We start from the raw sequence: 23,957 nt of genomic DNA on the forward strand, positions 1-23,957 counted from the left end.
GCGCTATTGAAAGTGCTGTGATACGTGTATAAATCACTGATTTTATGCGTTTAAACTTTTAAACTTGTATAAGTTTATTTTGTGTTATTGTGAATTTTAACCTTCAAATATTATTGTTTTAGCAATTATTTTAGCAGTTCTTTAGATTTATTTTTACAATTAATGTGTTTTGTTAAAAATATTTTATTGATTTGTCGCCGCGTGTGGATAATGCATCATACGTACTAACAAATTATTTTTTTATGAATAAATCTAAACTATTTCATGTTTTAGCCTTTTCAATGGTATTTGGTTTTGGTGGCCTCGATCAATCGATCGCGGGTATACAGGTCGAATACCAAAGCAACCAAGTTAAAATAACCGGGGTTGTGCGTGATGGGAATGGGCCGATTTCTGGAGCTTCTATTTCTGTCAAAGGAACGGCTATAGCGACTTTTACAGATACTTCGGGTCGCTTTAATTTGGCGACGATTCCGATGGGATCAAAAATCGTGGTTAGCTATATGGGCTATGCATCGAAAGAAATTGTATGGAAAGGGGAGACTACGCTCAATGTGCAACTTGAATCGACAGCTAATGATCTGGATGAGGTGGTAGTCGTGGCTTATGGTACGGCTAAAAAGTCTACATTCACTGGTTCTGCTTCGGTGGTCAAATCGGATCAATTGGAAAAAATATCCGGTTCGGGTTTTGCAGAGGCACTACAGGGGATGAGTCCTGGTGTCAATGTGGTCAACAATGAAGGTAATCCAGGTGGTGAAACGCGTATTCAGATACGCGGGATCAGTTCCATGTCTGGGACTTCTAATCCACTATATGTGGTGGATGGGATGCCTTATGATGGTCAGCTCAACTCGATATCTCCTTCAGATATTGAATCGGTTACGGTCTTGAAGGATGCGGCTGCTTCTTCGCTCTACGGTTCTCGTGCAGCAAATGGGGTGGTGGTGATCACGACTAAAAAAGGAAAAACGGCTAAACCGGTGCTGAATTTTAGATCGGCTTGGGGTACTTCGGACAATGCGGTCAAAAATCCAACAAAAGCTTCTCCTCAAGAGCAATTGCTCAACACTTGGGAAGCGATGTACAATGATCAATTCTATAAATATAACTTGACTTCGGAGAAGGCTGGCGATTGGGCTTCGGACAATGTGCTCAGCAAGCTGTTGAAAAAGGTGAACAATTCCAAAGGTGAGTCAATATATGTATCGCCCTTCCAGCACATCGATGAAGATTATGTCATGCATGATGGTAAAGGCAATCCTTATATCAACCCGAACTTGAAAATGATCTGGGATGAGGCTGATTATGATGTGTACAAAGCCGTGTTTTCAAGAAAATTGAGACAGGATTATGGTCTGGATGTTTCAGGTACTGCAGGTGATGGAAAGACCAATTATTTCTTATCTTCTTCGTATTTGGATGATAAGGGGTATGCGTCTAGCCAATATTTTAAACGCTATGGTTTCCGTGCCAACGTAACCACACAGGTCAATAAATGGTTGCAGGTAGGGGGTAACCTTTCTTATAGCGGTAGCAGACAGAATGTTTCTGGTGCAGCACGTGCTTTGGTGTTTACCACATCGATGTATTCGCCTTATCTGCGCAATAACGACAATACGGATTGGGTGTACTCGGAAAAAACAGGTAAACGCATGTACGATTATGGAAATTATGTCAATAATTTCTTTGGTGCCAATGTCATGCAGAATAATGGTGACTACTGGAACAATGCGAATGATGAGGACTTCAATAATGTGATGAACAGTATGATAGCGTCCCGGTTTTTTGCACAGGTTACTTTACCGTACAATTTTACCTTTAAAACGAGCTTAAGTATCGACGATAATAGTTCGAAAAATTTCACCTATGGATCTGCAGTCCATGGAGCAGGGCAGCTGGCGCCATATGGGGTTACCGTGATGACGAATGGCGGGACTGCTTCGCGCTCGAATAACAATACCAAATCCGTTACATTCAACAATATATTGAGCTGGAACAAGGATTTTGGTAGTCATAATTTAGCTGCATTGGCTGGACAGGAGTCCTATACCAATAACAGCTTGTACGACTATGGATATGGAGAGGGGATCATGCAGCTGGGGCAGTATGAATTGTCTTCGACGACTAAAAATTGGTCGGTAAATTCCAACAAGGATCGCTATGCACTTTTATCTTACTTTGGTAAGTTGGATTATAACTACGATAGTAAATACTTTCTGTCCGGTTCATTCCGTCGGGATGGTTCTTCTCGCTTTCATCCGGACAACCGCTGGGGTAACTTCTTTTCGGCAGGCCTTTCTTGGCAGATTGCTAAGGAGGATTTCCTAAAGGATGTGAGCTGGTTGGATAATCTATCCTTTCGCTCTAGCTACGGTACCACGGGTAACGATAAATTGAGTCGCCGTGGTGATAATGGTGTGGCTGGTGGTGATATCTACTATGCTTACCAAGGGGTGTATGAATCAAGTGACTTGTATGGTCAAGCGGGGTTGTATCCTTCGGCTTTCCCGACTCCGTCGTTGATATGGGAAAAGAACAAACAGTTCAATGCCGCATTTGATTTTGGTATCCTGAAAAATATCTACGGTACGATCGAGTATTATTCGAGAACGGCATCTGATCTTTTGTATTATAAAGAGTTTCCATTGTCGGCACAGGTGGGTAGTGCTAATGGGTTGAATACCAATTTGGGCGATTTGAAAAATTCAGGTTTTGAATTCTCATTGGGTGCTGATGCCATTCGTAAGGAAAACTTTAAATGGAAGATCGATGCGAACTTATCTACGTTGAAAAACGAGATCACATACTTACCTAGTGGCGAGTTTACCTACAACAATCGGGGGGCAGGCTACAAACTTGCTGAAGGATACTCGTTGTACGAATTCTATATGGTTAAAAATGCAGGTGTAGATCCTGAAACGGGTAATATGCGCTATTGGGTACGTGATGGTGAAAACTGGAAAATGACAGAAAAATATGATGCAGAGGTAACCTCTGATGATTATCAGAACATCGGCTCGGCGCTACCGAAAGTGTATGGTTCATTGACCAATGCATTCCAGTTTAAAGGAATAGACCTGTCGTTTATGTTGTATTATTCGCTGGGATCCAAGATGTTTGACTATGCGTATGTCGAGCGTACTGCTGTACGTGGTGGTGTAGGTGTGATCCAAGATCTAGTGGCAGATCATTGGCGCCAACCTGGAGATCAGGCTTTATTGCCTAAGTATTCGAATGATGATTATGCGAGTACGCGTAAAAATTCTGATTTCTATGTGTTTGATAACGATTATATCCGTCTGCGTAACGTTTCATTGGGCTATTCATTGCCGACGAATACCTTGTCGAAGATAGGTTTGTCTAAAGTGCGCTTCTATGTATCGGGCGATAACTTGCTAACGTTTGGTGCAGCGAAAAAACGGTATTCGGATCCTGAAACGGCCTTGTCTGGTAATAATTATAACGGTTCTGCTGATAAGGATAATGGGATACAGGGTGCAAGAAGAGTGTATATGGCTGGTTTACAGGTGTCGTTTTAAAAGAGAATAGAAAATGAAAAAAATTGCTAAAAGTTTACAATATATCGCATTAGGGGCTGTCCTTTTAATGCAAACGGGCTGTAAGGACTTCTTGGATGCCGATTCTTCAACAGCGACGTCGGAGGATGTAGTTTTGTCGAGTGCTTCGCAGTTGGAGCGTGTGCTGACGGCTACTTATAGACAACTGTATTTTAATGATCAGGGCACGGACCGTGTTTATGCGGGGTTGCCAGGTTTGCAGATGTATGTGGATCTGGGGGGAGCGGATATCTTGAGCCATACCAATATGGGTGGCAACCAGGTGACGGCATATACCTATGAGCCTCAAAAGACGCAAACGACGGGTCTATCTAATGGTATTTGGTCGATGATGTATAAGATCATCAACCAAACGAATATCATCATCGATGCACTGCCTGAAGCGCAGGGTGAAGAGACTCTGAAAAATCAGATCATGGGTCAGGCAAAAGCGATCAGGGGATTGTGTTACTTTCACCTGATCCAAAACTATCAACAGACTTATATGTTGGCTAAACAGAAACCTGGGGTGATCTTGCGCTTAAGTCCGAAGGAAAATGAAAGTTTACCTCGTGCTACTGTGGAAGCAACATATGCTCAGATTGTCCAAGATCTGACGGATGCGAAGTCTTTATTGGCAAATTATACGCGTCCAAATAAGTGGACGATCGATAAAAGCGTGGTAGCGGGGCAGTTAGCTCGGGTCTATTTGGTGATGAATAATTGGGAAGGTGCATATGCAGAGGCTAATGCGGCTTATACTAATTACAGCCAATTGATGACCAAAGAGCAGTATCGCTCTGGTTTTGATGATGTAATCAGCAATAATTATGCTGAGGTGATGTGGGCTGTCCAATTTACGGCGACCAATAACCTGGGTGGTGGTACGCAGTTTAATTTCTGGTATAACCAAGATGAAAGTTATGGTGAGGGCTATACGGATGGACCTATCTATTCGTTCTTGGACTTTTTTGCGGATGGTCAATATGAAAAGCTGTTTGAAAGAACAGAGGATCGTTACCAGTTTTGGAAACGTACTAAAAATGCTTCGAAGGAATGGTCTACGAAATGGGCGTATGATAAGTATAAGCATTATGGCGATGCCAATGGTGCTGTTCAGGGAAATACCAGACCAGAAATTTCGTTGATGCGTGGTTCGGAGATGTTACTGATCATGGCGGAGGCTGCTGCACAATTGAACAATGGACAGGCGTTGACCTATCTGAATCGTTTGCAAACGGCTCGTGGTGTTAAGGGATTGACCACTGCTGCGGCGGGAACACCACTGCTAGAGGCTATCTATGTGGAGCGTAGGAAGGAGCTGTTGTGTGAGGGTGTTACGGGAATATACGACTTGTTGCGCTTGCAAAAACCATTGCTCCGTATCCAAGAAACGGCTACTTATCCGGAAGGCCATTATACTTGGGGAATGAACAACTTGAATGGTTATGTAGCGGGTAGTGCCAATCCAACCGGTACTTTTCCTTCTAATGATTACCGTTTTCTAAATCAGATTCCACAATTGGAGATCGCGAACAATAACGCGCTTTCTGAAACGGATCAAAATCCATATTCAGGTAATAAATAAGATGCCTATAAATGAAGAAAGCTCTCTCAGTATTACTGAGAGAGCTTTCTTTTGTGGTGCCAGCTGGATTCGAACCAGCGACACAAGGATTTTCAGTCCTTTGCTCTACCGACTGAGCTATGGCACCTTCCAAGTTTTTGTTTTTAATCTGTTACTTTCAGATCTAGTGGTGCCAGCTGGATTCGAACCAGCGACACAAGGATTTTCAGTCCTTTGCTCTACCGACTGAGCTATGGCACCTTCCAAGTTTTTGTTTTTAATCTGTTACTTTCAGATCTGGTGGTGCCAGCTGGATTCGAACCAGCGACACAAGGATTTTCAGTCCTTTGCTCTACCGACTGAGCTATGGCACCTTCCAAGTTTTTGTTTTTAATCTGTTACTTTCAGATTTGGTGGTGCCAGCTGGATTCGAACCAGCGACACAAGGATTTTCAGTCCTTTGCTCTACCGACTGAGCTATGGCACCTTCCAAGTTTTTGTTTTTAATCTGTTACTTTCAGATCTGGTGGTGCCAGCTGGATTCGAACCAGCGACACAAGGATTTTCAGTCCTTTGCTCTACCAACTGAGCTATGGCACCTTAACCTGCATCCCCGTTTAACTTTGAATGCGATGCAAATATAGCCCGATAATTCGAATTCTAAAACTTTTCAATCATTTATTTCATGTATTTTTTTGAAAGACTTGATTTAGATACAGATAAAATTTACAAGAAATTAACACGTAAAATTTTGAAATAGCCTATCTTTGCAGTTCAATAAAATAAAATGAGTAAAAGAGGAAGAGTATTAGTTGCTATGAGTGGGGGTGTTGACAGTTCGGTAGCGGCTGTCATGCTTCATGAACAAGGGTATGAAGTCATAGGGATCACGATGAAGACTTGGGACTATGCAGCTTCTGGTGGTTCGTCTAAGGAAACCGGATGTTGCAGCTTGGATAGTATCAACGATGCGCGTTCATTGGCGGTGAATTATGGTTTCCCGCATTATATATTGGATATTAGAGACGAGTTTGGCGATTTTGTCATTGACAATTTTGTAGATGAATATATTGCTGGCCGTACGCCGAACCCTTGTGTATTGTGTAATACACATATTAAGTGGGAGGCTTTGATGAAACGTGCGAATAAATTGGATTGTGAGTTTATCGCAACTGGGCACTATGCCAATATTCGTCTTCACGATAATGATCGTTACGTGATTTCGAAAGGTAAGGATGAAAATAAAGATCAATCTTACGTGCTTTGGGGTGTTGCGCAGGAAAATTTGGCTCGTACCCAATTCCCATTGGGCTCGTTCGCTAAAACAGAAATTCGTCAGATGGCTTTGGATATGGGGCAAAAGGAACTGGCTAATAAAGCGGAGAGCTATGAGATCTGTTTTGTTCCGGATAATGATTACCGTGCATTTTTAAGACATAAAGTTCCTACATTGGATCAACAGATCGGTAAAGGTAACTTTATCTTGACGGATGGTACTGTGGTTGGTGAACATATCGGTTACCCTTATTTCACAATCGGACAACGTAAAGGTCTGGGTATTGCATTGGGTAAACCGATGTTTGTGGTAGAGATACTTCCAGAAAGCAATACGGTTGTGTTGGGTGAAGAGTATGAACTGGAAAAATCATTCGCTTATGTGCGCAATGTCAATTTGGTGAAATATGCTTCATTGGAACAACCGATGGAAGCGATTTCGAAGGTGCGCTATAAAGATGCTGGTGCTTTGTCTACAATCTCGCAAGAGGGTGATATGGTGAAGATCGATTTCGTGCACAATGTAAAAGGTATCGCACCTGGTCAATCGGCAGTTTTTTATGAAGGCAATGATTTGATTGGTGGTGGTTTCTTAGTGAAATAGATAACATCGATTTTATATAAAATAAGAAAAGGTCTTAAAATTAGTTTTAAGACCTTTTTTCATGGAGGGGTGCTGCTATTTGTACGATTCGATGATTTGGGTTATTTTCCATTCCTGATTTTCATTACATAGGGTGATACATTCTACTTTTGTGAAATTGTCATATTTCATTTCTACTTTGGCCATGACACAGTTGTCATTTTTCTCCATGATACTGTAGCTGGTTTTACAATTTTGAATAAGACCTTTATGCACTTTTAAGAAGTTAACAAGATCTGTTTTGTTATAGGTTTTTGTTTTTGCATTGGATGACTGTGTCCACTTAAAATCGTTGGAGAATAATTTTTGTATCCCCTCTGTATTGCCCACTGTTGTAATCTGTATGTAGCTGTCGATAACGGCAATGGGGTCTGTGTTTTTAGCAATTTTGTCTTTTGCAGAACTGCTATTCGTAAGTACTACCAATGCTCCGATTAGTGCAAGTACGAGAAAGATGGAGGTTAATGAATTTTTCATGATCTTTAGTTTTAAGTTTTTGATTTGTTTTTTTTTGTTTAATTGATTGAATCAAAGGTATATACGAAGACTAAAAACTAGAAGTGGAATAAGGTAAACGACGAGGTAAACTCGGTGAAGAGGGGAAAGGATTCGGTGAATTGCGACGGAATTGAAATGGGTCGGTAAATGGGCTGTAACCAAAAAAAGCTCTTTGCTATTCGCAAAGAGCTGTTATATAGGTATATATGCTGCTTTAATATTTAATCCACTTCATGATTTCTTTGAAATTTGCTTTTTTGCCATAGATTAAAATACCGACGCGGTATATTTTGGCTGCTAACCAAGTGACGAGCAGGAAGGTAATGATCAAAATGGTCAACGATACGGCAATCTGCCAGAAGGGTACTCCAAACGGAATGCGCACCAGCATGGCAATAGGGGAGGTAAAGGGTATAAAGCTTAACCAGGTTGCAATAGGGCCGTTAGGGTCGTTGATAATGACTCCAAACGACAATACGTAGGTCAGTAGCAATGGCATGGTGATGGGCATGGTAAATTGATTGGCTTCTGTTTCGCTGTCTACAGCCGAACCCACGGCAGCAAAGATAGCACTGTATAGTAAGTAGCCTGATAGGAAGAACAGGAAGAAGCAAATGACGATCTCTGTGACGTTAACAGACTCGAGATGTTGTAAGATGCCAAATCCGAGTCCAGTGTCTGCGGATTGGTTCATAGCGACCATACCAGAACTACCTTGTTGCATAGCGGCTTGTTCCACGACTTCTTTATTCAGTAGTTTGGTTGCTAAAAAGATCAGCCCGCCGGTGAGTAATATCCAAAGTAGGAATTGTGTCAACCCGACCATACCGATACCAATGATTTTACCCATCATGAGCTGAAAGGGTTTGACTGATGATATAATCACCTCGATGATGCGGTTGCTTTTTTCTTCGATGACACCGCGCATTACCTGTACTCCATATAGAAATAGCGATAGGTATACCAACACGGCCAAACCCACTCCGATGCCCATGGCGATGCCTGTGTTACTATTTTTCTCTTGACCATCTTCTGTAAGTTCTTTAGCATTGACTTTGATGTGCGGCTGCACAGATACCAATACCTGCGGGTCAATACCCAGTTTCTTGTATTCTGTGAGTCTGATGATGCCTTCTAGTTGGCGAGCGATGGAATTTTGAATCGTAATATTGGCCTTATCTGCTGAAATGAGTTCGATGGCAGACTTCTGGTAGATATCTTTTGGGATGATCAAGATGGAGCTGTTTTGCTCATCGTCTTTGATCTGCACTTTTAGATCCTTGAGAGCGCGGTCGCTAACGGTAAACGTAATGTTGGGGTCGCTTTTCAAGTGCTGGGCAAAGTCTCCTTGCTGGTCCAAGATGTAAACATGGGCATGAGCGTCTTTGAAACTTTTCTTGGTCAGATAAAATATGCCGCCATAAAGGGCAATGAAAAATAGGGGAACCAGAAATGTCATCAGCAGGAATGATTTCTTTTTGACCCGTGAAAAGTATTCGCGTTGAATGATGAGTAGTATTTTATGCATGGTCGATTTCGTTTTTAGCATTGTTGGATAACGTCACCTGTTCGATGAAAATGTCGTTTATAGAGGGTACTATTTCTAGGACTTGATGGATTTCTGCCAGTGGGATTAAGGCACTCAGTACCTGATTGATACTAATGTCTTTGTTTAGCTTAATGGTGATATTGATTTTGTTTTCAATGTTTTCTAGAGATTTTATAGTGTATAGATTTTCTATATGTATCGATTTTTCATCTTTTACGGAATGTAGTTCTATTTTGTAGGTTTGGTTTTTGTACTTGTCTTTGATGTCCCGAATATTGCCGTCGAGTATCTTTTGCGAGCGGTTGATCAGTGCAATATGATCGCAAAGTTCTTCCACCGACTCCATACGGTGGGTCGAAAAGATGATTGTAGCCCCTTTTCTGTTCAATTCGAGGATTTCATCTTTGATTAAGTTGGCATTGACAGGGTCAAAGCCAGAGAAAGGCTCATCCAGGATGATCAGGTCAGGCTCGTGCAGTACAGTAGCGATAAATTGTACTTTCTGCTGCATACCTTTACTGAGGTCTTCGACCTTCTTATCCAACCATGACAAAATGTCAAGTTTCTCAAACCAATGATTTATTCTTTTTGTTGCTTCGTTTTTACTCAGACCTTTTAACTGTGCTAAGTAAAGCATTTGTTCACCTATCTTCATCTTCTTATAAAGCCCTCTTTCTTCAGGAAGGTAACCGATGCGGGCGATATGTTGGGGTGATAAGGGCTCTCCGTCGAAGATAATTTCACCTCCATCGGGTCCGGTAATCTGATTGATAATTCGGATCAGTGATGTTTTTCCAGCTCCATTTGGACCTAGTAGTCCGAATATTTTGCCTTTAGGAATGCTGAGTGATACATGATCCAAGGCTCTATGACTGGCATAGTCTTTTACGACGTTTTTGATTTCTAAAAGCATGTTTTATTTTGGTTATTTTATAATTAGTCAATAGTAAATGAGAAACGTTACATAAATATAGCCATTATTCCGTTTTTTATATAGATTCTGCAGGCTGTTCAATTTGTCAAAAGGATAGTTTTATACTACCTTTGCAAGATGCAAATTAAAAAAGCCGAATTCATCTGTAGTAATACACGAGTTGATAAATTGCCTGAGGGCAAACTACCTGAGTATGCTTTTATTGGTCGTTCCAATGTAGGGAAATCTTCATTGATCAACGCCATGGTTGGCAAGAAAGGTTTAGCAAAAACATCGCAAAAACCTGGTAAGACACAGCTTATCAATCACTTTATCATCAACGATGACTGGTTTTTGGTGGATTTACCTGGATATGGTTTTGCGAAAACTTCAAAGACAAATCGCGAGGCTTGGGAAAAGTTTATACGTCGTTATCTAACGCATCGCGATAATTTGCAATGTATTTTTGTCTTGGTAGACAGTCGTCATGAACCGCAGAAAATAGATTTAGAATTTTGTTATTGGTTAGGTGAGCGGGGTTTACCCTTTATGTTGGTATTTACAAAAGCGGATAAGCAGTCAAATGTGAAGTCTGATGTCAATATGTCCAAGTTTAAAAAAGCATTGGGCGAATGGTTTGAGGAGATTCCAAAGTGTTTTTTAACTTCTGCGGAAGTAAAATCGGGTTGTGATGCTATATTGGATACCATAGCGGATATCAATACCCGTTTTGTTCTACCTGAAGTGGATACTGATCGTAATGATGAGTATGATGACGACGATGAAGATAGATTTGCTGATGTGGAGGATAAAGATAGATATCGTTTTGCTGACGAAGAGGAATAGCGAATGAAGAAGTATTTATCTTTGGTGCTGTTTGCGCATAGTATCTTTGCGCTACCTTTTGCTCTAATCGGTTTTTTCTTAGCATTACATACGACCAATCATACTTTTGATTGGAAGTTGTTGGTGCTTATGTTAGTGTGTATGGTAACTGCACGCAATGCTGCGATGGCCTTTAACCGCTACTTGGATCGGGATATTGATCTGATCAATCCGAGAACAGCTATGCGGGATATACCTGCTGGACGCATATCTGCAAAGGGTGCATTATGGTTTACCATCCTCAATTGCTTACTTTTTGTAATAGCGACTTATTTTATCAATAGTTTGTGTTTTATGTTGTCACCTATTGCTTTACTTGTCGTACTCTTTTACTCTTATACTAAGCGGATTACAGCTTTGTGCCATTTGGTACTGGGCTTAGGTTTAGGCTTAGCTCCGGTAGGCGCATATCTGGTGGTGACAGGGCAATTTCATATCGTACCTGTATTGTATGGGCTTGCTGTATTGTGTTGGGTGAGTGGATTTGATATTATATATGCCTTGCAGGATGAAGCTTTTGATCGTGAAAATAAGTTGAATTCTATTCCTGTTTTACTGGGTACTAATGGGGCATTGCGTTTCTCAGAAGTATTGCACGTCTGCTCGTTTATATTTGTATTACTGCCTGTTTTATATATGGAAGTAGGTTGGTTGTATTATATAGGGGTTATATTCTATGGTTGCTTATTGATCTATCAACATAGGATCGTAAGCCCAAATGACCTAAGCCGTGTAGACCGCGCTTTTATGACTACCAATGGTGTAGCATCCGTTATATTTGCTGTTTTCTATTTGCTGGACATTATTGTGCAATAGCATAAGCTGAGGTTTAGCTCGATATAATTTTTTATGGTAAAAGCCAAATTAATCAAATATTAATTTGGCTTTTTTGCGTTTTTTTAATTTTATTACTGCCTTTTTTGAATAAAAATTTATACTTTCAAGCCTTATTTAGATGAACTTAACCCCAATTATTTGTAAAGCTTAAATTATGGTCGATAATTATTTTGAAAATTTTGTTAAAATTGCTTCTGATCTCGTCTGGAGCGATATTTTTATTTACTTATGTCTATTGACGGGTTTGTATTTTTCGATACGGACCGGATTCTTGCAGCTCACTTACATCAAAGATATGTTGCGCTTATTGTTTCAGAAGAAAGAAACGAACGAGGGCATCTCATCATTTCAGGCATTTGCATTAGCCATTTCGGGTCGTGTAGGTACAGGAAATATTATTGGTGTGGCTACGGCTATCTATATGGGTGGGCCAGGGGCCATCTTTTGGATGTGGGCGATTGCTTTTTTGGGAGCTTCTTCGGCCTTTGTAGAGTCTACATTGGCGCAAGTATATAAACAAAAGGTCGGTGATGAATTTAAAGGTGGACCTGCTTATTATATTGAAAAATGTCTAGGAGTAAAGTGGTATGCTGTATTGTTTGCCGTTATCACCATAGCAAGTACAGGTTTTTTATTACCTGGTGTACAAAGTAATGCAATAGCTTCTTCTATGCACAACGCCTTCGAAATTCCGGTTGCCTATACTGGGATTGCTGTAGTGGTTTTACTCGCTGTTATCATTTTTGGAGGTGTGCAGCGTATCGGTCGCGTTGCTGAATTGGTTGTGCCGTTTATGGCAGGTGGCTATATCTTGATGGCACTTGTGATCATTGCTTTAAATTATACCCAGATCTTTGATGTATTTGGCTTGATCTTTAGTTCTGCTTTTAGTTTAGATGCTACTTTTGGCGGTATTGTGGGTATGGCGATTGCTTGGGGTGTGAAGAGAGGTATCTATTCCAATGAAGCAGGGCAGGGAACTGCTCCGCATGCAGCAGCAGCAGCAGATGTCAGTCATCCTGCACAGCAGGGTTTAGTACAGGCTTTTTCCGTTTATGTAGATACGATATTTGTATGTACAGCTACAGGACTTATGATTTTATTTACGAATCAGTACAATGTCGGGCAGTTTGATGGCGCAGGAAAGCTCGTGGGTTTTATAGCAGAACATGTACCTGGTGTGAACTATACTGCATTTACGCAGGCGGCTGTATCGCATCATTTTCCGCTGATCGGGAATGGTTTTGTTGCGATTGCTTTGTTCTTCTTTGCTTTTACGACTGTTATGGCTTACTATTACTATGCTGAAATTAATTTATCTTATATTTTTTCAAATAAGGTAAGTCCGTTAGTTATCTGGTCTTTACGTGTTATTTTTCTTTCTGCGGTGTATTTTGGTTCGGTTAAGACTGCGGAAATGGCTTGGGCAATTGGTGATATCGGTGTTGGCCTAATGGCTTATGTGAATTTGATTGCGATATTACTGATGAGTAAAACTGCGCTAAAGGTGTGGCAAGATTATAAACAGAAACGCAAAAATGGCGAAGAGAATCCAAGCTTTAGTGCAAAGGCTTTGGGTATAAAAAATGCTGAATTTTGGGATGAAGACAAATAACTGAACGCTATAGATTGGGCTCGTATCAGATATTTTAGGAACGAGGTGATGGTCAATTAACAGTTGGAAATGTAAGAAAAATGCCTTCAATATTTATTGAAGGCATTTTTTTATTAATTTAAGGTTCCGAATTTATCGGCCATATCTTTTTGATAGTGTGCCATGAGTTCGTTACGCTGATTCAATACTTTTGATTTGGCGAGATATTCTTCGTCATCAGCATAGATATAGAGCAAGGTACCATCCTTTATAGTGTTGATGATAGGCTTGTTCAATGCTCTTGGCAGTGCTGGGCATCCATAACTGCGACCTAAGCGCCCTAGTGAGCTAACGACACTCGGATTTGCATAGTCGGCACCATGAATGACTACAGCTCTTGATTTGGCTTTATCATTGAATCCTTTATCTAACCCATTTAATACTAAAGAGTATCCGTTGGCACCTTGATAAGTATTCTCTGTAACGTAAAAGCCTAATGAGCTTTGGTAAGACTCTGGTCGATTTGAAAATGAAGTAGCAAAATTGCTACCGCTATTTTTACCGTGAGAGACGACTGAATGATAAAGTACTTTTTCGTTTTTGAGATCCAATACGACAAGTCTTTTTTCTGTAGATGCTAATGTAAAATCGATGATTGATAATACATCTTTATTTTTAGCAGGAAGTAAAGTATAGCCTTCCATCGCTTCTTTGAATGCCTTGTAATTGACAACATTCTTGAGATTCATGCTCTGGTAGAGTGAATCTACTTTTGATATTTCTTTAGTAATTACAATTTCTTTTTTTTCAATTTCTGGTTTAGTTACATGTTTTGAATCTGAAAAGACAGATGCATATAACCCTATAAATAAAATGAACACTAATTTCTCCATATGTAATCCTTAATTGTTTTCGACTGCAAATTTAAGAATTAAAGATACTAAAAAATTGTAAATCAATGTGTTAATTATTGTTAATCAATAACTACGACTAAAGTTTGAAGGTCTTTTGACCTTTTATAAACAAACTGGGCATGTGATGACGCATTTCTGACACACATATGCGAACGTGGTGTGGTACCCAATGTTTGGCTATATTCTACTATTTTTCCTTTTGGATTATTTACCGGAACGCCATGTACATAGGCCCCGGCTGTAAAACGACTGGCATAGGGTGCATATCCTTCAATGCTCTTTGTTCCGTCTTTATAATAGAACATTTTGGATTTATGCTCTTGGAGAACAAAGATGCCTGTAGGTGTCTCTTGAGCATGTGGAGGTTTATGTACGCCTGTGGTAGCGGGATTCATGCTGCGGACGATCCAACCTTTTTCTGTTTGATCTAGGGTGCAAATATTTTGGTTTGTAACATCTACAATGATAACTTTATCATATATTACCGAATTTCCAATGGTTTTCAGGTATTTTTTAGGTACTTCCCATTCTCCCTCAAAAGATACTCCAGCAATTTTCACATACTTTAAGGTGTCACTGCTCTGTAGCTTGACCAACCAGCCATCTTTGCCATAGATGGTTGGGAGCTTTGTTTCTCCTTCAGTATATAGCGGCGTTGCCTGATAGCGCTCTGTACCTAATGAATCTGAAACCCGCTTGTATGCATCTCTTTTGAAATTGGGTATGGTTGGTGCTTCTCCATTTGAATTTTGGTAATTTTGTAAAACGCCATATATGGATCTGCCATCCTGAAAGTTTTCAATAAAGGCCAGTTTTTCTTTTATTTTATCCCATTGAAATTGTCTCACTGTATCCTTATAGGGATAAGTGTCTTCTAATGTATACTTTGTATACTGCAGCTCTTTGGTTATTTCGATATCATCTGCGGTCTTAGCCTTCTTTTCTTTTTTATCTTCTGTTGCTATTGAATCTTTGGTAATATCATTGCGATTTCCTTGTGCACTACTTTTGGGTTGGCCTTGTTGACAAGAAATGAACAGAAAGGATACGAAAACACTATTTATTAATATGTTTTTGATGTACAGATACTTCATAAAATATGGCTCAAAAAGATGTTGATCAATAAGAAAAAAGCTCATGACCTAACTGATGTGCCTTTTCTGAATGAATTCATTACCAAACATAGTGCCGAGATTTATGGGTGGATTAAGTTCCACGCGGGTTCTCTTAATAATATGAGTTAAATTTTTTATGTAGGCTATATATCGAGTTGGAGTAAAACAATTTTCGAATGACGACGTTGTATCAATAATTTCAATTACTGTAAAGCTATATGCATTCAAACTTACGCTATTTAATATTTCTGGTATTTATGACTTCATGTGGAATCATGCATAATGTGCCTATTTCACAGAAACCTAACTCATTTGTCCAGCCTAATATATCCAACTCTTTTGTGGATCAAAATGGTAATTTCTATCCTGATAATTGGCGTAAGACCTATGGTAATCCTCCTCGTAACGGGAAAAGGGACGCTTACTCTTTGATGAAAATTGCGGCAGATCGGGGTATCACAGATGATCTAACGGGGTTTGAAACTCAAAAACTTAAAGATTTTAAACAGCATGTGAAGGCAAAGAAACGTGTCTTTATTTTTGTCCATGGTTTTAATGCCAATAACGAAGAGGTGAATGAAAGCTACGGTTATATCCAAAAGCTCATTAAAATCAATACGAAAGACGATGAAATTGTCCGTTTTTATTGGGACGGTCTGTGGACGAGCAATCCTTTTGCAGGTGCAAAAATTTGGTTTACGGCGACGTCCTTCAGTCAGATGGCAGGTGAGTTTGGCTTAAGACGTGTGCTGAATACCATGTCTAATAAAGATATTTATATCATTTCGCACAGTAGGGGCGCATCAGTAGTCTTGAGTGCATTGGCCGAGCCGCATTTCAATGAGAAATTTGTGAAAGAAATCAAGGAAATACATAAAGTCGATGTTGATAATGCGAAAGAATTGATGGAGAATAAAAATCGGATTACCTGCATCATGTTGGCCCCCGCAGTTGGTTTAAAAGATTTTAAATCCAAAGAAGTGGGCGATGAATCTTTTTGTTCCTTTAGTCCGCAGGTGAAAAAAATACATATCACGATCAATAATACGGATAAGATGCTTAAGAAATTTTTTGGATTTCTTGCCGATAAGCTGAATCCAACAGATCTGGGTTATAAAGATAATGTATACAATGAGCTGATAAAGGAATATACTTGTTTTGATAAAACTGATTTTTCGGGCATGGAAAGTCATGCCTTTAATAGCTATATCCGCAATGCAAAGTTCAAGACGATGTTAAAAGCAAACGGTATCACTTTGAATAAGTAGGTAAGTTATTGATTTTTATTGTTCGCTCGTTTGTTGTAGGTAAGGTAGATTCTTTTGACCTCCAATTGTTCGGCTCTTCCTTTTTTGATAAGCAGATGTCGCTGTTGTGCTAGTTTAGCCTTGCTGTTTCGCATTTTGTTCTTTAATACATTTAAATAGGCGATGGCACCGATTTTTGTTGTATCGAGTCCTAAAAGCCGACAGGAATAACTGCCCAAGAGGTAATGGTTGTAGTACAGGTGGATTTCCCGCATCATTTTACGGCCTAAAGCGGACTCTGGATAGTAGGCTACTATAGGTTCCTCTTGAAGTGCATGGGCTAATAATTTGGAATCGGCATCACCTTCCTTTTGTGTCATAGTCCAATAATAAAGTGATTCGATAGCCTGCTGCTCGGTATCTGGGAGCAGCTGCAGGGGAATACCTAATAGGTGACCGATGTATTTCCAGAGATGAAGGAGCCCTGTTATCTCCTCCGGAAGAATTTGAAACTTCATGCGCTGTAAGCCCACCATAAAGACTAATGAAAAGCCCAGGTTGGTGGCTAGCATGTCCCAGTGATTGAGTGGAATACCCCATTCGGATTTGTCCCAGTTTGTTTTAGCTAGAATATTGATCCGGGAGAAGGAGTGGATCATGCGGGTTTCAATGACTTTCTGAAATCCAATCTGATTCCTTCTTAAAGCGCCTTTTCCCATGACATCTACCCAGAAATCTACAGTATCAGCAAGTCGCTTTACAGCTCCTTTTTTCAAAGCTCCTGTATAAATTAAGGGCTTGTTGATGGCCGCTGATTCGTAACCACCCATAAGGCAGTAATCGCGCAATACAATTAAGCCACTTAGCCCCGCGCGTTGACTAAGGTCTATTCCCCTTTCCAGAAGCTCCCAATCGAGCCATGATGGCGAAGGGTCTATCTGGTTGAAAAAGACATCTAGCGCTTCTTTAAAGGGGGCTGCGACAGCAGTTGGATCTGCGATATAATCTTTTATGAGCTGCTGCCCTTTGGTAAATCCAACTTGTTGATGCAGTTGTTTGACCAACGTATCGGCTAGCTCATCGTAGGAGAAGAGGTAAGGGATAAAATCTTTCGCCTGATTGAGATCTGGTTTCTGCTGTAGTTTTTCTAAAAGACCTACTCCAGCACCCATTGTCCAATAATGGTGGAAGGAGGAGGTATTGGTTTTAAAGCGGCTCGGTATTTCCATTTTAATTGTCCATATCCCAACTCATAAAATGACCCACAGCTGCTAAGGTATTGGATGCGTAGGTGAAATCGAAATCCATATAGTCGGACTGGCAGGAGCTTGTATCGCTGCAACAGAATTGACGGTCGATATTGAAGGTGATGCGAAATTGTCCCTTCTTTTGGTTCTCGTTAAAGGTGAAGTTCGTGATGGTAAGATCTCCAATCTGCGGAGCACCATCTTTATCTGCTAGGCTATCGAATACCAGTTCCTGTATCTTTTTGCGGTCCTCCGCTGTGATTTTATCAAGTAGTAAAGCGAAATTTTGTTCGACTTCCTTTACTTCTGTATCTGTGATCGCTATGTTTAATTTGATTGTTGACATGTTTTTAGTGTATAAGCAATTTGGTGTTCCATATCCTGCTCTTCGGGAAAATAAGCTGCTCTTAGGTGCGGGGTAAAAGCAAAGTGCTCTGCTAGTGCCCTAAATGTAAGGTAGGTGAGCTCTGTAACCGATAAGCAGGTTATAGCGCTGCTAAAAGTAATGTTATTGTTAGGATGAAGGATATATAGATTCTTTGTCAATGCCCTAAGTTTGATTGTTCCTACTAAGACTTTCAACTCTTGCTCCCAGTAGCTGATTAAATCTGACAACTGCTGTAGTGCAAACTGCTTTCCCCAAGCTTTTAGCCGTTTTTGATAGTCAGCATTTCCCTTACAATACAGGGTAACGGTTTTATTTTTAACCTGTATCTTGTTTGAAGGACTGTTCTTAATGATTTTGAGTAAATAGTTTTGTTGAAAAAATCGAAGCGGCTGATTGTGATACTCGATTTCTTCAGTAACCGGATTAATGATTTTCTTGCTTTTGATAAACTGCTCTAATGTATCGATGTCAATGTCCGCTGGAGCGATGATGGTCGGGGTATTGTGTTGTATAGTCAATCGGACGTTTTTGGAGTCCGTTGTCATGATTTTATAATTTTTTCCAGCGATTTCGATGTACATATAGAAATTAAATGTTCGACCTTGTAAACTTAATACTTACTTTTATTAAGTTTGTCATTAAATTAAAACAAATAAACGGTAATATGAAAAAACATTCAGTTCTTGCTGCTTTAATGATGTGTGGAGGGGTTCTCTTTGCACAGCAAAATCCAGCTATCAATACAGCATTTATGGATAAGAGTGTTCGTCCTCAGGATGATTTTTACAATTTTGTAAATGGCCAGTGGATGAAAACAGTATCGATACCTTCAGATAAAGCGCGATGGGGATCTTTTGACGAGTTGCGTGAAAACACGGATATTGCGACTTTAAAGATTTTGAAAGAATCGCTAAGTACAACATTTGAAAAAGGTACAGACGGTCAAAAGATCGGTGATCTGTATCATTCTTATATTGATTTTGATAAGCGTAATCAATTGGGGATAAGTCCGATTAAACCTTATTTGGATAAAATAGAGGCAATAAAGGATTTTAATGGATTGTATAATTATCTGGTAGAGGTGACCCCAATCGGTGGCAATCCTTTTTTTGGAGCTTATGTATATGCGCATTTAAAAAACAGTAATGTCAATACAGTTTATTTAGGAGCAGCAAGTTTAGGTTTAGGGCGTTCTTATTATCAAGTGGTGGATGCTAAAAACACAGAAACATTAGGTGATTACTCCAACTTCATTTCGACGCTGTATAGTAAAGTAGGGCAACGTACACGTGACTTAAAAGGTCCTAAAATCGTTGCTTTTGAAAAGGAGTTGGCTAAAAATCTAAAGACAGTAGAGCAATCTCGTGATGCTGATAAACGCTATAATCCTGTTGCAGTTTCCGACCTGAAGAAAATGGTCAAAAATATAGATATTGCAAAATATCTGAAAGACACTGGTTTTAAGTCGGATACGGTAATCGTTTCGGAACTGGCATATTACCAAAATCTGGACAAGGTGTTGAAGCCTGAGAATCTGGAAACGATTAAAGAAGTGTTAAAATTTAACGTGATGAATGATGCTGCATCGTATCTAACGGCAGATTTGGACCAGCTTAATTTTGATTTCTGGGGTAAAAAACTGAAAGGGCAAAAAGAGCAGCGCGATCTTGAAAAAAGAGGTGTTGAGTTTGTAAACAGTGTTGCAGGAGAGCTTTTAGGAAAGTTATATGTAAAAGAAAATTTCCCTCCTGAAGCAAAAGAACAAGCTGAAGAATTGGTTGGTTATCTGATCAAATCTTTTGAGCAGCATATCAATGACTTGAAGTGGATGTCTGCGGAAACTAAAGTAAAGGCATTGGAAAAATTGGCTAAGTTCAATGTTAAGATTGGTTATACGGATAAATGGAAAGATTACGCTACTTTAAATGTAGGATCATCCTTATTCGACAATGTAATGAGTGCACAAAAATGGTCGTTTGAGCAAAACCTAGCGAAACAGGGTAAGCCTGTAGATAAAAGCGAATGGGGAATGACACCTCAAACTGTCAATGCTTATTATAGCCCATTATTTAATGAAATCGTATTTCCTGCAGCAATTTTACAACCACCATTTTATGACTATAAAGCAGATGCAGCGGTTAACTTTGGTGGTATCGGAGCAGTTATCGGACATGAGTTGTCTCATGGATTTGATGATCAAGGTGCGAAGTATGACGGAAATGGTAACTTGAACAATTGGTGGACTGAAGCGGATAAAACTAAGTTTGAAGCTTCTGCTGATGCTTTGGTAAAACAATTTGAGGCTTACGAACCTGTACCAGGTGTGAAGGTGAACGGTCGTTTTACTTTAGGTGAAAACATTGGTGATTTAGGCGGTTCTTCCGTTGCTTTTGATGCATTGAAGATGTATTTGAAAGATAAAGGAAATCCAGGTTTAATCGATGGATATACGCAAGAACAACGCTTTTTCTTGTCTTGGGCAACTATCTGGAGAACTAAAACAACGGATGAGTTTGTGGTCAATCAAGTGAAGACCGATCCACATTCGCCAGCGCAGTACCGTGCTTTTGCACCTATTATCAATTTGGATGGATTCCATGATGCCTTTGATACCAAGGAAGGGGATAAGTTATTTGTCCCTAAAAATGATAGAATCGTAATTTGGTAGTTCTGATTAAATTATAATAAAAAAGGGCCAGCGTTTATCGCTGGCCCTTTTTTATTATAATTTTTATTTTAGAAAAGTAAAGCTCTAATTTGTCTTTCGTCTTCTTGGATTTGATCTTTCATTTCTTGTAAAGAATCAAATCGCTCATCATGACGGATGAAGTGTAAAAATTTAACACGTAATGTCTTTCCATAGATATCTTCGTTGAAATCAAATAGACTGATTTCAATGCTTCTGTTCATCCCGTCTACAGTAGGACGGGTTCCAATATATCCCATTCCTTTCGCAACTGTATGGGGCTCGTTTTCGATATATTCGCCAGTTGTAATATTTTGCAAGTGATCGAAAATATGTACTTCTACGGCGTAAATACCATAGGCTGGAATAAGCTTATGTTGTTCATGCACTTGAAGGTTGGCCGTTGGAAAACCAATGGTTCTACCAATTTGGTCTCCTCTAATGACTGTTCCTGTTAATTCGAATGGATAACCGAGGTACAGGTTTGCTGTGTTTATATCACCAGTTATCAATGCAAGACGAATACGGGTCGATGATACTGCTACATCGTTGATATCTTGTTCGGGTATTTGTTCCACCGAATAATCAAAAATATCAGCGTACTGTTGAAGGTCTTTTAATGAACCTTTTCTATCTTTTCCGAAATGATGGTCATAACCTATGACAATCTTTTTAGTTCCCAGTTTTCCAACTAATACATTACTAATGTATTCTTCTGGAGTCTGGTTTGAGAAATCCCTTGAAAAAGGGGTGATGATTAAATGATCGATATCCAGTTGCGCAAGTCTACTCACTTTTTCCTCAATATCGTTAATGAGACGTAAACTATCATCATCAGGATTGATAATAAGTCTTGGGTGCGGGTAGAAGGTTAATAATACCGTTTCACCATTGATTTTTTTTGCACATTCTTTTAAATGAGTTAATATCTTCTGATGACCAATATGTACACCGTCAAACGTACCTATGGTGACAACTGCATTATCCAATGCTTTAAAATCATCTAAACTTCTATAAATTTTCATTTAATGAAATATTTGCGGGAGATTAACAAAAAGAACCTCAATATTAAGCCTGAGGTGCTGTTAAACTAATTTCTTTGTGAGCCTTTATTTTGTGGATTAATTCTTCTAAATACCATGCTTTATCAACATGGTATTCGCCGCTTTTGGTCCTTCTTAACGAGCTGAGATGACCACCGCTATGGAGTGTTTTTCCAAAGTCGTAAGCGAGTGAGCGTATATACGTTCCTTTACTACAGGATACTCTAAAATGGACAATTGGCATTTCGATTTTTTCGATGATAAAGCTATTGATGGATACTTTTCGAGTTTTTAATTCGACTGTTTCACCACGACGTGCTTTTTCATAAATACGTTCTCCGTTTATCTTGATAGCTGAATGAGCGGGAGGATATTGGTCTATATCACCCTCAAAACTCTTCGCAGCATCGTGAATCATCTGTTCCGTAATGTGATCGGTTGGAAAGGTCTCATCAACTTCTGTTTCGAGATCGTAAGAGGGGGTAGTACCACCTAAGGTGATCGTGCCGGTATACTCTTTGTCTTCTGCTTGGTAGCTGTCTATTTTTTTCGTGAATTTACCTGTACATACGATTAACAATCCTGTTGCTAATGGATCTAATGTACCTGCATGCCCTACTTTTATTTTTAGAGGTTTGATTGAGTTTCGGATTTTACCAACCACATCAAAACTTGTCCAAGTAAGCGGTTTATCTATCAATAACATTTGACCCTCGGCAAATGAAAATGCCTGTTCTATTTGATCTTTTTCGTTGTTTTCCATTCATTAATTTGCATTAGATCATTGATTATTGTTTTCAATTAGGGTATTGTTAGAAACAAAGTCTAATTGAATAAAATCAAGCTGAACTTTAATTGCTTTTTTTGCAAAGGTACTAATAATTTTTACGATAGATACCGAAAGTAGAAGTGCATTTTAGATAGTTTTAGGAATTAGTTATTCCAAAAAAACACCAATAAAGCTATACCAATAATAATGCGGTACCAGCCCCAGAACTTAAATCCGTATTTCGTTAGAACCGTTATAAATGACTTTACAGCAATCATTGCAACGACAAATGCGACAACATTACCTACGATAAAAACAATGATGTTTTCATTGCTCGAAAGTATCATTTCATACCCTTTTTGTGCATGGGCTGTTCCTTCTCCCCAAGTTTTTACAAAAACGGAATAAACCGTTACTGCCAACATCGTAGGAACGGCTAAAAAGAATGAAAACTCAGCAGCAGCTTTTCTATCCAACCCTTGGGTCAGACCCCCTATGATCGAGGCTGCAGAACGTGAAGTTCCTGGCATCATCGCTAAACACTGCCAAAAACCGATAATCAATGCTTTTTTAATAGGAATATCTTTCTCGTCTAAAATTTTAGGATTCTTAAACCATTTGTCGACAAATAAGAGAACGACACCACCTAGTACCAAAACGGTAGAAATAGCGATTTGATTCCCTAATACGGCCTCAATTTTGTCATCTAATAGTTTTCCAAGAACTAGCGCTGGGATAACAGCGATTGCTAATTTATAATAGAGCTGTATGTTTTTAACGTCAAAAAATTTCTTCCAGTAAAGTACTACAATAGAAAGAATAGCACCAAATTGGATAGATACCTGAAACATTTTAAGGTATTCGCTTTCCTGCATACCCATTAAAGCTGCAGTAAATCCCATATGTGCTGTAGACGAAATCGGAAGATATTCAGTTAAGCCTTCTACAATAGCTAGAAGGATGGCTTCAAATAAAGACATAGTTTGGCTTTTCTTTTATTTAGATTTTGGTTTGTAAAGAATGGCGACAAAACCCAATGCAAAGCCTAGTACGATGACAATGGGTGCTAAAGTGATTTTAGTGAAATTATAGATATCTGTCTTACCACTCATTAAGAAGAAACCAATGATAACAATGATTATACTTACTATAAATAATTGATAATTTACTTTTGTGAAAACAAATGAACCTTTGTTTGTCGTTGGGGATTTTTTGATTTGAGCCATT

20 protein-coding genes and 5 tRNA genes are annotated in these 23,957 nt (G+C 39.3%); 8 read left to right on the forward strand and 17 right to left on the reverse strand.

The features are described from left to right. Window positions 1-242: 242 nt before the first annotated feature. The gene (locus KO02_RS08280) at window positions 243-3,542 is read left to right on the forward strand and encodes a SusC/RagA family TonB-linked outer membrane protein (RefSeq protein ID WP_038697451.1); all 3,300 of its coding nucleotides are present in this window, start codon (window positions 243-245) and stop codon (window positions 3,540-3,542) included. A 13-nt stretch (window positions 3,543-3,555) separates the two neighbouring features. After that, window positions 3,556-5,148, forward strand: coding sequence for a RagB/SusD family nutrient uptake outer membrane protein (locus KO02_RS08285; protein WP_038697453.1), 1,593 nt, complete (start codon window positions 3,556-3,558; stop codon window positions 5,146-5,148). 54 nt (window positions 5,149-5,202) lie between these two features. Here the strand turns inward: KO02_RS08285 and KO02_RS08290 are convergent. From KO02_RS08290 to KO02_RS08310, 5 genes are all read right to left on the reverse strand, one after another. After that, window positions 5,203-5,275: transfer RNA gene (locus KO02_RS08290), tRNA-Phe, on the reverse strand. A gap of 40 nt (window positions 5,276-5,315) precedes the next feature. Continuing rightward, window positions 5,316-5,388 (reverse strand) — tRNA-Phe (locus KO02_RS08295). A 37-nt stretch (window positions 5,389-5,425) separates the two neighbouring features. After that, window positions 5,426-5,501, reverse strand: a tRNA-Phe gene (locus KO02_RS08300). 37 nt (window positions 5,502-5,538) lie between these two features. Further along, a tRNA-Phe gene (locus tag KO02_RS08305) sits at window positions 5,539-5,614 on the reverse strand. Window positions 5,615-5,651: 37 nt separating this feature from the next. Next, window positions 5,652-5,727, reverse strand: a tRNA-Phe gene (locus KO02_RS08310). Window positions 5,728-5,914: 187 nt separating this feature from the next. On the opposite strand from KO02_RS08310, the gene mnmA reads away from it, so the two are divergent. Continuing rightward, entirely contained in the window at window positions 5,915-7,006 is a 1,092-nt protein-coding gene (gene mnmA / locus KO02_RS08315) for a tRNA 2-thiouridine(34) synthase MnmA (protein WP_038697455.1), read from the forward strand. A 75-nt stretch (window positions 7,007-7,081) separates the two neighbouring features. On the opposite strand, the gene KO02_RS08320 is transcribed toward mnmA, so the two are convergent. From KO02_RS08320 to KO02_RS08330, 3 genes are all read right to left on the reverse strand, one after another. Then, entirely contained in the window at window positions 7,082-7,522 is a 441-nt protein-coding gene (locus tag KO02_RS08320) for a nuclear transport factor 2 family protein (protein ID WP_038697457.1), read from the reverse strand. Between the two features lie 235 nt (window positions 7,523-7,757). Beyond that, window positions 7,758-9,071 (reverse strand): ABC transporter permease, encoded by a 1,314-nt coding sequence (locus tag KO02_RS08325; protein WP_038702348.1) that lies wholly within the window; start codon window positions 9,069-9,071, stop codon window positions 7,758-7,760. After that, window positions 9,064-10,005: an ABC transporter ATP-binding protein gene (locus KO02_RS08330; RefSeq protein ID WP_038697459.1), complete on the reverse strand. Its 942-nt coding sequence runs from the start codon at window positions 10,003-10,005 to the stop codon at window positions 9,064-9,066. Before KO02_RS08330 ends, KO02_RS08325 begins: the two co-directional genes overlap by 8 nt. Window positions 10,006-10,143: 138 nt before the next feature. Here KO02_RS08330 and yihA point away from each other — a divergent pair, with 138 nt between their 5' ends. The 3 genes from yihA to KO02_RS08345 all read left to right on the forward strand — a co-directional run bounded on the left by yihA (window position 10,144) and on the right by KO02_RS08345 (window position 13,342). Next, window positions 10,144-10,851 carry a ribosome biogenesis GTP-binding protein YihA/YsxC gene (gene yihA, locus KO02_RS08335; RefSeq protein WP_081918329.1) on the forward strand — a complete coding sequence of 236 codons (708 nt, stop codon included), beginning with the start codon at window positions 10,144-10,146 and terminating at the stop codon, window positions 10,849-10,851. 3 nt (window positions 10,852-10,854) lie between these two features. Beyond that, entirely contained in the window at window positions 10,855-11,706 is an 852-nt protein-coding gene (locus tag KO02_RS08340; protein ID WP_038697461.1) for a UbiA-like polyprenyltransferase, read from the forward strand. Between the two features lie 175 nt (window positions 11,707-11,881). Then, window positions 11,882-13,342 carry an alanine/glycine:cation symporter family protein gene (locus tag KO02_RS08345; RefSeq protein WP_051959819.1) on the forward strand — a complete coding sequence of 487 codons (1,461 nt, stop codon included), beginning with the start codon at window positions 11,882-11,884 and terminating at the stop codon, window positions 13,340-13,342. A 113-nt stretch (window positions 13,343-13,455) separates the two neighbouring features. Here KO02_RS08345 and KO02_RS08350 read toward each other — a convergent pair whose 3' ends face one another. Beyond that, on the reverse strand, window positions 13,456-14,214 hold the full coding sequence (locus KO02_RS08350) for a murein L,D-transpeptidase catalytic domain family protein (RefSeq protein ID WP_051959820.1): 759 nt from the start codon (window positions 14,212-14,214) through the stop codon (window positions 13,456-13,458). An 80-nt stretch (window positions 14,215-14,294) separates the two neighbouring features. Further along, window positions 14,295-15,329: a L,D-transpeptidase gene (locus tag KO02_RS08355; protein ID WP_038697463.1), complete on the reverse strand. Its 1,035-nt coding sequence runs from the start codon at window positions 15,327-15,329 to the stop codon at window positions 14,295-14,297. A gap of 239 nt (window positions 15,330-15,568) precedes the next feature. On the opposite strand from KO02_RS08355, the gene KO02_RS08360 reads away from it, so the two are divergent. Then, window positions 15,569-16,618, forward strand: a complete 1,050-nt coding sequence (locus KO02_RS08360) for an alpha/beta hydrolase (protein WP_038697465.1) — start codon at window positions 15,569-15,571, stop codon at window positions 16,616-16,618. Window positions 16,619-16,623: 5 nt separating this feature from the next. Here the strand turns inward: KO02_RS08360 and KO02_RS08365 are convergent, their stop codons facing one another. Genes KO02_RS08365 through KO02_RS08375 form a run of 3 tightly spaced genes read right to left on the reverse strand, consistent with a single transcriptional unit; the run spans window position 16,624 to window position 18,813 of the window. Further along, complete coding sequence (locus KO02_RS08365) at window positions 16,624-17,826, reverse strand: oxygenase MpaB family protein (RefSeq protein ID WP_038697467.1); 1,203 nt, start codon at window positions 17,824-17,826, stop codon at window positions 16,624-16,626. A 1-nt stretch (window position 17,827) separates the two neighbouring features. Beyond that, the gene (locus KO02_RS08370) at window positions 17,828-18,190 is read right to left on the reverse strand and encodes a hypothetical protein (RefSeq protein WP_038697469.1); all 363 of its coding nucleotides are present in this window, start codon (window positions 18,188-18,190) and stop codon (window positions 17,828-17,830) included. Then, the gene (locus KO02_RS08375) at window positions 18,172-18,813 is read right to left on the reverse strand and encodes a YgjP-like metallopeptidase domain-containing protein (protein WP_038697471.1); all 642 of its coding nucleotides are present in this window, start codon (window positions 18,811-18,813) and stop codon (window positions 18,172-18,174) included. Before KO02_RS08375 ends, KO02_RS08370 begins: the two co-directional genes overlap by 19 nt. Window positions 18,814-18,896: 83 nt before the next feature. On the opposite strand from KO02_RS08375, the gene KO02_RS08380 reads away from it, so the two are divergent. Next, window positions 18,897-20,900 carry a M13 family metallopeptidase gene (locus KO02_RS08380; RefSeq protein ID WP_038697473.1) on the forward strand — a complete coding sequence of 668 codons (2,004 nt, stop codon included), beginning with the start codon at window positions 18,897-18,899 and terminating at the stop codon, window positions 20,898-20,900. Between the two features lie 68 nt (window positions 20,901-20,968). On the opposite strand, the gene KO02_RS08385 is transcribed toward KO02_RS08380, so the two are convergent. From KO02_RS08385 to KO02_RS08400, 4 genes are all read right to left on the reverse strand, one after another. Next, on the reverse strand, window positions 20,969-21,943 hold the full coding sequence (locus KO02_RS08385; protein ID WP_038697476.1) for a bifunctional riboflavin kinase/FAD synthetase: 975 nt from the start codon (window positions 21,941-21,943) through the stop codon (window positions 20,969-20,971). A 43-nt stretch (window positions 21,944-21,986) separates the two neighbouring features. Continuing rightward, window positions 21,987-22,724, reverse strand: coding sequence for a tRNA pseudouridine(55) synthase TruB (truB, locus tag KO02_RS08390; protein ID WP_038697479.1), 738 nt, complete (start codon window positions 22,722-22,724; stop codon window positions 21,987-21,989). A 170-nt stretch (window positions 22,725-22,894) separates the two neighbouring features. Next, window positions 22,895-23,710, reverse strand: a complete 816-nt coding sequence (locus KO02_RS08395; protein ID WP_038697481.1) for an undecaprenyl-diphosphate phosphatase — start codon at window positions 23,708-23,710, stop codon at window positions 22,895-22,897. A 15-nt stretch (window positions 23,711-23,725) separates the two neighbouring features. Continuing rightward, a complete protein-coding gene (locus tag KO02_RS08400; protein ID WP_038697484.1) occupies window positions 23,726-23,956 on the reverse strand; it encodes a DUF3098 domain-containing protein in 231 nt (76 codons plus the stop codon). Between the last annotated feature and the right edge of the window lies 1 nt (window position 23,957).

Origin of the sequence: Sphingobacterium sp. ML3W (assembly GCF_000747525.1) — a bacterium.
In the GTDB taxonomy this organism is placed as follows: Bacteria; Bacteroidota; Bacteroidia; order Sphingobacteriales; family Sphingobacteriaceae; genus Sphingobacterium.

Coding starts and splice junctions, on each gene's coding strand:
- truB (WP_038697479.1), bottom strand. CDS start 22,724: ATGGAAAACAACGAAAAAGATCAAATAGAACAGGCATTTTCATTTGCC.
- KO02_RS08320 (WP_038697457.1), bottom strand. CDS start 7,522: ATGAAAAATTCATTAACCTCCATCTTTCTCGTACTTGCACTAATCGGA.
- KO02_RS08395 (WP_038697481.1), bottom strand. CDS start 23,710: ATGTCTTTATTTGAAGCCATCCTTCTAGCTATTGTAGAAGGCTTAACT.
- KO02_RS08285 (WP_038697453.1), top strand. CDS start 3,556: ATGAAAAAAATTGCTAAAAGTTTACAATATATCGCATTAGGGGCTGTC.
- KO02_RS08340 (WP_038697461.1), top strand. CDS start 10,855: ATGAAGAAGTATTTATCTTTGGTGCTGTTTGCGCATAGTATCTTTGCG.
- yihA (WP_081918329.1), top strand. CDS start 10,144: ATGCAAATTAAAAAAGCCGAATTCATCTGTAGTAATACACGAGTTGAT.
- KO02_RS08325 (WP_038702348.1), bottom strand. CDS start 9,071: ATGCATAAAATACTACTCATCATTCAACGCGAATACTTTTCACGGGTC.
- KO02_RS08385 (WP_038697476.1), bottom strand. CDS start 21,943: ATGAAAATTTATAGAAGTTTAGATGATTTTAAAGCATTGGATAATGCA.
- KO02_RS08330 (WP_038697459.1), bottom strand. CDS start 10,005: ATGCTTTTAGAAATCAAAAACGTCGTAAAAGACTATGCCAGTCATAGA.
- KO02_RS08280 (WP_038697451.1), top strand. CDS start 243: ATGAATAAATCTAAACTATTTCATGTTTTAGCCTTTTCAATGGTATTT.
- KO02_RS08350 (WP_051959820.1), bottom strand. CDS start 14,214: ATGGAGAAATTAGTGTTCATTTTATTTATAGGGTTATATGCATCTGTC.
- mnmA (WP_038697455.1), top strand. CDS start 5,915: ATGAGTAAAAGAGGAAGAGTATTAGTTGCTATGAGTGGGGGTGTTGAC.
- KO02_RS08365 (WP_038697467.1), bottom strand. CDS start 17,826: ATGGAAATACCGAGCCGCTTTAAAACCAATACCTCCTCCTTCCACCAT.
- KO02_RS08400 (WP_038697484.1), bottom strand. CDS start 23,956: ATGGCTCAAATCAAAAAATCCCCAACGACAAACAAAGGTTCATTTGTT.
- KO02_RS08360 (WP_038697465.1), top strand. CDS start 15,569: ATGCATTCAAACTTACGCTATTTAATATTTCTGGTATTTATGACTTCA.
- KO02_RS08380 (WP_038697473.1), top strand. CDS start 18,897: ATGAAAAAACATTCAGTTCTTGCTGCTTTAATGATGTGTGGAGGGGTT.
- KO02_RS08370 (WP_038697469.1), bottom strand. CDS start 18,190: ATGTCAACAATCAAATTAAACATAGCGATCACAGATACAGAAGTAAAG.
- KO02_RS08375 (WP_038697471.1), bottom strand. CDS start 18,813: ATGTACATCGAAATCGCTGGAAAAAATTATAAAATCATGACAACGGAC.
- KO02_RS08345 (WP_051959819.1), top strand. CDS start 11,882: ATGGTCGATAATTATTTTGAAAATTTTGTTAAAATTGCTTCTGATCTC.
- KO02_RS08355 (WP_038697463.1), bottom strand. CDS start 15,329: ATGAAGTATCTGTACATCAAAAACATATTAATAAATAGTGTTTTCGTA.